Origin of the sequence: Xanthomonas vasicola, from assembly GCF_000772705.2 — a bacterium.
In the GTDB taxonomy this organism is placed as follows: Bacteria; Pseudomonadota; Gammaproteobacteria; order Xanthomonadales; family Xanthomonadaceae; genus Xanthomonas; species Xanthomonas vasicola.
Genome location: NZ_JSBW02000085.1, coordinates 1 through 8617 on the forward strand (window position 1 = coordinate 1; position 8617 = coordinate 8617).

The window sequence follows — 8617 nt, forward strand, 5'->3', positions numbered from 1 at the left end:
GGACAGCGGCTATACGGGGCTTGAGAAGCGCGATGAGATGAAGGGCAAGCGCAAGTTGCGCTACCTGATCGCGGAGAAGCGCTCGAAGCTGAAGCAGATCAAGAACAAGCGCGAACTGAAGTTGGCCAAGCGCTGGGAGCACACCAAGGCCAGCCTGCGTGCGAAGGTGGAACACCCGTTTCGGGTGATCAAGCGTCAGTTTGGTTACGTCAAGGTGCGCTATCGCGGTTTGGCGAAGAACACCGCACAGGTGCTGACGCTGTTTGCACTGTCGAATCTGTGGCTGACGCGCAAAGCGTTAATGCCTGCTGCGGGGAAGCTGTGCCTGTAACCCAGGCAACACCCCGCAAACGGCCGAAACCGGCAAAAAATCGGCGATTTGAGCGCCCTCAGCGCGGCGGATGCGGTTGCTTCGTTTTCCGGTCGCGTTGATCAGACCATCCTTAGGTCGAAGCACAGGGCAGCCACGATGCACATCGTTTGTTCGAGATAGTCGTCTGGCTGTGCCGTATCTGGCCGCAATGCGTCGCCACTGCTGTTGCACCGCGTGTGGTGCACCACGTTGCCTTTGTCGTTGAGGTGCGAAGACGATTTTCATCTGGGTCAACGCAGCACGCCGTAACGTGGTTATTCGTATCACGCATCAGGAAAGCGCCATGAGTATGTCCAACCAGATTCCATCCGCGCACGATCAAGCCAACACTCAGGACCAGGCGCAGCACGACAAGAACAAACAGGACGCACTGCAAGACGAAGCGGTCGAAGAAACCTTTCCGGCCAGTGACCCCGTATCACCGTTCGTGCCTGCCAAACCGCTGGATTGAGCCTGTTCGGCAGCGCTCAACCGCAGCACAAAAACGCAGACGGCGCGGTCGATCACCGCGCCGTCTGCGATTGCAACCTCCGCGCGCTTACGGCGTGAGCACCACCTTGCGGCAATCGTCCTGTTTCTTGTCGAATAGTTCGTAGCCCCGCGCTGCGTCAGCCAGCGGCATGCGGTGCGAAATAATCGAGCTCGGCTTGAGCTGACCATTGCCGATGCATTCCAGCAGATGCGGCATATGCTTCTGCACATGCGTCTGGCCCATCTTGAAGGTCAGCCCCTTGTCGAATGCATCTCCGAACATGAAGGCGTGGATGAAACCGGCATACACGCCCGGCACGCTCACCACGCCGCAGCGACGGGTCGCGGCAATGCACTGCCGAATCGCCACGCCGCTGCTGCCTTCCAGCTTTAGGTTGGTCAATGCAGTTTCGATCGCGCTGCCTTCAGCCTCAAAGCCGACTGCCTCAATGCTGGCATCCACACCCCGGCCATCGGTCTGCGAGACGATGACATCGGCCGGGTCGTCGACTTCGTCGAAATTGATCGGAATCACGCCATAGGTCTTGGACGCAAAGTCGAGCCGATACGCATGCCGGTCGACCATGAAAATGCGTTCGGCACCCAACATGCGGCAACACGCTGCGGCCATCAGGCCGACTGGGCCGGCACCGAAGATTGCAACGGTGGAACCTTGTTTAACGCCTGCATCGACGACGGCCTGATACCCGGTCGGCAAGATGTCGGACAGGAACAGCACCTGCTCGTCGTGCAACGCATCCGGCACCACAAGTGGGCCGACATTGGCCTTAGGTACGCGCACGTATTCGGCTTGACCACCGGACAAACCACCGTACAAATGGCTGAAACCGAACAGCGCTGCCGGCGGGCGCATGTCCTTGTGATTCAGCGCGGCACCCTTGCCGGTATTGGTGGTTTCGCACGCCGAATATTCTTGCAGCACGCAATGGAAACAGCGCCCGCACGCGACCACGAACGGAATCACCACACGGTCGCCTGGCTTGACCGCGGTGACATCCGGCCCCACCTCTTCGACAATGCCCATGAATTCGTGGCCGAGGATATCGCCCGGGCGCAGGTCGGGAATCTTGCCGTGATACAGGTGCAGGTCCGAACCGCAGATGGCGGTGGCGGTAACACGCAGGATCAGGTCGTCGCGTTCGACCAATAACGGATCGGGCACGTTTTCGACTCGCACATCGCGTGAGCCGTGGTAGTTGAGGGCAAGCATGGCTGTCTCCTGGGGGGACCGTGAGTCACGGCGACACCGTGCAGTGTTGGCGCGGCCGTGTTAAGGCGGTCAGCACGGTGCGTGGGCGTGGTGTGGACGCGCTTGGTCGCCGACGCTGTGTTGATGCGCAGGTCACGTTTGGATAACTCCCGCGCTCGCAGGCTGGTTCAACGTGCTGGAACGCAGGCACACAGCTCGTGCGACCCATGCGAACCCGACAATCAACGACCGCCAAGCGCGACAAAAAGCGCAATTAACAGGAGACAGTAATGGGACTTTTCAAGATGGTGACCGCAGGCGCGGTGGGCTACGTGGCGTACAAGGCCTGGCAGCGTCGTCAGGGTCAAGCGAGCGACGCACAAAACGAGCAAGGTACCCAGCGGGATGCGCCCGTTGCCCTCGGTGCCACACCGCCGCACGGCGACCCGTTGCGCGACAGCGGGGGCGATGCCCGCGACCGCAAGCAGGCGCTTGGCGCGCTAGCCGTGTTTAACGAAAACGAGCGCACGCTTGCACAGCTGGCGGTGGTGAAAGGTGTGGAAGGCGAGGTGCTGGATTTCGCGCGCAAGATGGACGAAGCCCATAGTGCAGCGCTGACCGACCTCAGCCGTTTTGCGCCGGACCGTCATGGCACGCTTGGTCAGGCAGCCTCGGCAGGCGCCGAAGGCGCACGTAAGCGTCTGCAGGACCTGTACGGGCAGCAATTCGAATTACAGTATCTGCAGGCCAGCGTGGATAGCCACGAACAGGCGCTGGCCCTGCTCGACACGCAACTGAGCAGCGAGCCAGGCTCCAGCGATCTGGGCAAGGAACTGCAGCGTGCACGCGAGACCATTGCCGAGCATCTGGAACACGCCAAGGCGCTACGTGCCAAGCAGGGCCAGCCGCACTGATTGCGCCTCGCTTTCCACGCAGCACCGCATTTACCTAGCGGATGCGCAGCTGTTTTGTCATTGCTCTACATTGGAGATCGCCATGGGCGAACCACAGGACGCAAATCGTCGACCCACCGACATGCATAACGTGAGCATCAACGAGGAATGGGAGCTGCAGTACTGGGCGCGCGAACTGGGGATGTCCGAAGATGATCTCAAGCGCGCGGTGCAGGAGATCGGCAATGTGACCACCAAGCTGCGTGACTACCGGCCACCGCATTGAATACGTCGTGCGGAAACTGAAACAGGCAGCGAAAGCTGCCTTTTTTTGTTGCGAAGGGTGTGGCGGAAAGTTGCGGTGTTACACCATCAGCGGTGTCTCTCACGCACTGCATACTCCGTACGCCGGATGCGGTGCCTGCGTCATCACACGCTACCCAAAAGACACCGCAACTCCCGCTCTGCGCCACCTCACAGCACCTCCGGCGCCGTCTCGAACCCCGCAGCCTGGCGCTGCCACAAACCGTCGAATACACCGCCGCGGCCGCGCAACTCTGCGGGGCTACCGTCTTCGACCACGCGACCTTCCTGTAGCACCACGATGCGATCGAAGCCGATCACCGTGGACAGGCGATGGGCAACCGCCAACACGGTACGGTCGCGCATCAGATGGTCCAGCGCGGCCTGGATTTCCGCTTCCGATTCGGTATCCAGTGCCGAGGTGGCTTCATCCAGAATCAGGATCGGCGCGTCCTTGAGGAAGGCGCGCGCAATGCCCAGCCGCTGCCGCTGGCCACCCGACAACATCACACCGCGCTCGCCCACCTGGGTGTCGTAGCCTTCGGGTAATTGCCGGATGAAGCCATCGCAGAACGCATGCCGTGCTGCGTCGTGCACATCCGCATCGCTGGCATCAGGACGGCCATAGCGGATGTTGTCACCGATGCTGCGGTTGAACAGCGCGGTTTCCTGCGGCACCACTGCAATCTTCTCGCGCAAACTGTCCTGGCTGACGCTGCGGATGTCTTGCCCGTCGATCAGCACGCGCCCGGATTCCACATCGTCCAGGCGCTGGATCAGTGCAATCAAGGTGGACTTGCCGGCACCGGACGGCCCCACGATGCCCACCTTCTGGCCGGCCGGAATATGCAGGTTCAACCCCTCCAGTACTGCAGCGCGCTCCGGATAGGCGAAGCACACCGCTTCGAAACGCACATCGCCTTCGGCCAACGCCAGCGGCGCGTTCGCATCGACGATGGCGTGCGGTTGCAAAATGATCTGCAAGGTGTCGGCAATGGCGCCCAGCTGCTGGGTGGTGTCCACCAAGGTCAGCGCCAGGTCGCGCGAGCCATGCAGGATGCGGAAGGTCAGCGCGCTCACCAGCACCACATCGCCCGCACTCACCGCACCGGAGCGCCACATGCTGATCGCCCACAGCAGCATGCCGCCGGCCATCAGCGACAGGCAGATGTCGTGAATCACGCGGGCCTTTTCTACATACATCCAGCTGCGTCGATGGGCGACCGCCTCGTGGCCGATCTGTTCGGCCAGGCGCGCGCTTTCGCGATCGCGCGCGGCGAACGCCTTGATCGTCCACACATTGGAGACCGCATCGACCAGCTCGCCGCCCACGCGCGCAGCTTGTGCGGCAAAGCGTTGATGCTTGGCCCGGCCGCGGATGCCGAAGCTGGTGATGATGGCGGCCACAATCCCGATCAAGCCCACCAGCGTGGCGGCCATGCGCCAGTCCACCGTCAACAGCAGCACGATGGCGCCGATGAAATCCACGATGGGCGGCACGATCTTCCACGCCAAGCCGCCGAAGATCTGCCCGGCACCGCTGCCAAGCGCGGTGATGCGATTGCCCAACGCACCGGCAAAATGCTCGGTGAAATAGCGCATCGGGTGGCCGGTGAGATGGCGGAACAGATCCACCCGGATATCCACCACGCTGGCGATCACCGTGCGGCAGCCCAACCAGCCGCCCAGCCGCCACAGCAGGTTTTCCACTGCGATCAAACTGATGAACAAGCCCAGCGGCAGCCACACGTTTGCCTGGCTGCGTTGATCGGTGGCCATGGCGTCCACCAGCATTTTCATGCCGTATTGCACGGACACCGCGCAGCCGGCTGCACCCACGATCAACAACAGCAGGCCGCTGAAATGCCAGGGGCGTTGGCCAATGTAATGCCAGAGAAAGCGCGCCGGCGTGTCCGGCAATAATTCGGAGTGGGTGGACGTACTCACGTGGCGATGTCGGCCAGCGCGAACTGCGGTGCACGCAGGCCGAAGCGCGCGTGCTCGCGCCGCAATTGTTCGGCCAGACCTGCATGCAGCGGTCGTTCGCCGTGGCCGTCCGCATAGCCGAGCAGGCCGGCGGGGCAGTGCCGGTCATTGTCCCAGCCCGGGTAATCCAGCACCGGATACAAACAGATCCCTTCCATCGCGACGCCGTGCTGCAGGGCCAGCGCGACCTCGCTGCCGACGTGATCAAGCCATGGCCCGCGTTGATCGGCTTCTGCACCGGTTTCGGACACGATCATCGGGCGGCGATAGCGCTGCCAGAACTCCTGCATGATGGTCGAAAACGGGCGGTGGTCGGGCGAGCTGCGCAGGATCGGCACGCCACCCAGGTACCACTGATTGTCCGAGTAATAGTTGAGGCCGATGATGTCCAGATATTCGGGCGCACCGCCCAACCCTGGCCATTGCTTGCCGCAGATCATGTCCCAGGCTTCGAACTGCGCCAGCCGCAGGCGCTCGGCTTGGCGGCGCGGGCCGGGCCGGTCGTTGGATGGCACCACATGGATCGCAGGGTCCACCTGCACGAAGCGTGCGCGCGGGTCCACCTGACGCACGGCATCGATCGCGGCGATGGTGGCGCGCACCAGCTGATGCTTGAGCTCGAAGCCGCGGCCACGTGCCATCGGATGCATGCGCGCCTGATCGCCGCCATTCCACGCCCAGAACGAGATCTCGTTGAGCGGCGCATAGAACGGCACCGCATCCGAGGCGTCCTTGACGCACTGCGCGGCGGCAGCGGCAAAGCGCGCGAAGCGGTCCACAAACTGCGGCGTCCAGATATCCACATCGTCCGGCCAGCCGTAATGGCACAGGTCCCAGATCACCTGGGTGCCGGCGCTGTTGGCCGCATGCAGCATCGGCAAGAAGCTGGACCAATCGTAATGCCCGGGGCGTTGTTCGATCAAATGCCAGCGCAGGCCATCGCGCGCGGTGCGCAGGCCGTGCGCTGACACCGCCGCATAGTCGTTCGCGGCCCAACGGTCGTGCTTGGTGCCGGCGATCAGATCGAGCCTGCGTCCGTCGCGGCGGCGGTGGGTCGAACACTCGAACCCCGCCATGAAAAAACTTTCGAATACTGTGGGGGTGTGCATCTGACATCCTGCTGCACGCGCCACTGCCGTAGCGGCGACGCGTCGATAACTGCCCTGCAGCGACGGTGCTGCAGGGCGGGGCGGGCGTGGTCAGACCGCCAGTGCGGCGCGACGCTGCTGTTCGGCGTCTTCGATGCGCTTGTACAAAGCCAATGCCTGACCGACTACCTGATCCATGTTGTAGTACTTGTACGTGCCTAGCCGGCCAAGAAACGTGACCTTGGGCGTCTCGGCCGCCAGGCGCTCGTAACGCCGATACAGCTCGGCATTCTCTGCGCGTGGAATCGGATAATACGGGTCGCCCTCGGCCGAAGGGTACTCGCGGGTCAGGCTGGTCTTGGGATGGTGCTGGCCGGTGAGGTGCTTGTATTCGGTGATGCGCGTGTAGGCCACCGCTTCGTCCGGATAATTGACGGTGGCCACCGCCTGGAAGTGTTCCTGGTCCAGCGTGCTGTGTTCGAACCTGAGCGAGCGGTACGGCAGCTTGCCGTAGCAGTAGTCGAAGTATTCGTCCACCGGCCCGCTATACACCAGTTGGTCGTACTCCAACTCGTCGCAAATTTCGCGGTAGTCGGTATTGAGCATCACCTTGATGTTGGGATGATCGAGCATGCGTTCGAACATGCGCGTGTAGCCGTGCAGCGGCATCTGCTGGAAGGTGTCGGTGAAGTAGCGGTCGTCGTCGTTGGTGCGCGTTGGCACGCGTGAGGTCACCGACTTATCCAGCTGCGACGGATCCAGACCCCATTGCTTGCGCGTATAGCCGCGGAAGAAGGTTTCGTAGAGCTCGCGGCCCACCTGGTTGATCACCACGTCTTCGCTGGTCTGGATGTCGGCCACCGGTTCGGCGCGGCTGGCCAGAAATGCGGCCGCCTCTTCTTCGCTGGTGAGCTGCAGGCCATACAGAGTGTTCAACGTAGTCATGTTGATCGGGATCGGTACCTGCTGCTCGCCAACCTGCGCCAGCACGCGGTGCTCGTACGGGCGCCACTGTGTGAAGTTGGAGAGGTAATCCACGATGCGTTGCGCATTGGTGTGGAAGATGTGCGGACCATAGCGATGGATCAGCACGCCGGCATCGTCATGGAAGTCGTAGGCATTGCCACCGATATGCGGGCGACGGTCCACCACCAGCACGCGCTTGCCAAGGCCGGCGGCCAGCCGTTCGGCCAACACGCTGCCGGCAAACCCGGCGCCGACAATCAGATAATCGAAACCGCGCCGTGTGGTGTTGCCTGTGCGGCGGCTGGTGAGCGCAGTGGCGGCCGGCGGGGTCATTGCTTCCAAGAGAGTGTCTCCTTCATCAGGTCGTAGGTGTGGTCCCAGGACATATCGCCCAGCACGGCGTCGGCGCTGTCGAGCAGTTGCTCGCGGTCGGCACTGTCCTGCAGCGCGGCTTCGCAGGCGGCCACGAAGGCATCGGCGGTATCGGCGATGCGCACCACGCCGGTATCGCCATAGGTGCGCACCACGTCGTGGATCGGTGTGGACACCACCGGGCAACCGCCGGCCAGATACTCGGGCGTTTTGGTGGGGCTGATGAAGCGCGTGGAGGCATTCATCGCAAACGGCATCAATGCCACGTCCCAGCCGGACAGATAGCCGGGCAGTTCGTCGTAGGTCTTGCCGCCCAGGTAATGGATGTTGTCTGCCTGTGGCAGCTCGGAAGCATCGATCTTGACCACCGGGCCGATCATCACAAACTGCCATTGCGGCCGCTGCGCGGCAATCTCGCGCAGCAGGTCGATATCGAAGCGTTCGTCGATGACACCGTAGAAGCCCAGCCGCGGCCGCGCGATACCGCGCTGGTCATCCGGCTCCTGCTGCGGTGTACGTGCGGCGGCAAAATGCGCCACATCCACGCTGCTCGGGAATGCGTGCGCGTTGGTGTGCAATGCGCGCTTGGCTTCCCAGATGCTATAGCCGCCGGTGAACACCACATCGGCGCGCTGCAGCAGTTCGCGCTCGCGTTGTACCAGCTCCGGTGGCGCGCCACGGAATGCCGACAGCTCGTCCATGCAGTCGTAGATAATCGTGCGCGCAGGCAGGTGCGCGCTGAAGCTCTGGCTCATCGGCGTGTAGTACCACAGCAACAAGTCGCGCACGCCCAGCTCGGCCAGGTAGCCATCCAGCAAGCGGTGTTTCGGAAACTCTGAACAACTCCCCTTGATCCTGCGACAATCACACAGACGCAACGGACAACGACGATGCAACTGACCTTCGGCGATGCGGAGTACAACGGCAAGCGCAAGCGGACGCGGCGTGAGGTGTT

At 62.6% G+C, this 8617-nt stretch carries 8 protein-coding genes and 1 pseudogene; 4 read left to right on the forward strand and 5 right to left on the reverse strand.

What is annotated here, in order from left to right; all coding sequences use genetic code 11:
- Positions 1-331, forward strand: a 331-nt coding sequence (locus NX05_RS18985) for a transposase (protein ID WP_155550126.1), incomplete at its 5' end; no start/stop codon positions are given.
- Positions 332-656: 325 nt separating this feature from the next.
- Positions 657-824, forward strand: coding sequence for a hypothetical protein (locus NX05_RS24510; protein ID WP_162860755.1), 168 nt, complete (start codon positions 657-659; stop codon positions 822-824).
- Positions 825-911: 87 nt separating this feature from the next.
- Here NX05_RS24510 and NX05_RS18990 read toward each other — a convergent pair whose 3' ends face one another.
- Positions 912-2075 carry a zinc-dependent alcohol dehydrogenase gene (locus tag NX05_RS18990; RefSeq protein WP_017118550.1) on the reverse strand — a complete coding sequence of 388 codons (1164 nt, stop codon included), beginning with the start codon at positions 2073-2075 and terminating at the stop codon, positions 912-914.
- 269 nt (positions 2076-2344) lie between these two features.
- Between NX05_RS18990 and NX05_RS18995 the strand changes: the two genes are divergently transcribed.
- Both NX05_RS18995 and NX05_RS19000 read left to right on the forward strand, forming a co-directional pair.
- Positions 2345-2968, forward strand: coding sequence for a DUF4142 domain-containing protein (locus NX05_RS18995; protein ID WP_039431885.1), 624 nt, complete (start codon positions 2345-2347; stop codon positions 2966-2968).
- 82 nt (positions 2969-3050) lie between these two features.
- Entirely contained in the window at positions 3051-3233 is a 183-nt protein-coding gene (locus NX05_RS19000) for a DUF3606 domain-containing protein (RefSeq protein ID WP_039431888.1), read from the forward strand.
- A gap of 188 nt (positions 3234-3421) precedes the next feature.
- Here the strand turns inward: NX05_RS19000 and NX05_RS19005 are convergent, their stop codons facing one another.
- The 4 genes and pseudogenes from NX05_RS19005 to NX05_RS19020 all read right to left on the reverse strand — a co-directional run.
- A complete protein-coding gene (locus NX05_RS19005; RefSeq protein ID WP_039431886.1) occupies positions 3422-5197 on the reverse strand; it encodes an ABC transporter ATP-binding protein in 1776 nt (591 codons plus the stop codon).
- Positions 5194-6345: a hypothetical protein gene (locus NX05_RS19010; RefSeq protein WP_039431887.1), complete on the reverse strand. Its 1152-nt coding sequence runs from the start codon at positions 6343-6345 to the stop codon at positions 5194-5196. Before NX05_RS19010 ends, NX05_RS19005 begins: the two co-directional genes overlap by 4 nt.
- Before the next feature lie 90 nt (positions 6346-6435).
- Positions 6436-7623, reverse strand: a complete 1188-nt coding sequence (gene glf, locus NX05_RS19015; protein WP_017118547.1) for a UDP-galactopyranose mutase — start codon at positions 7621-7623, stop codon at positions 6436-6438.
- Positions 7620-8489, reverse strand: a pseudogene (locus tag NX05_RS19020) (glycosyltransferase family 1 protein); the annotation flags it as partial. The pseudogene NX05_RS19020 and the gene glf, both read right to left, overlap by 4 nt.
- Between the last annotated feature and the right edge of the window lie 128 nt (positions 8490-8617).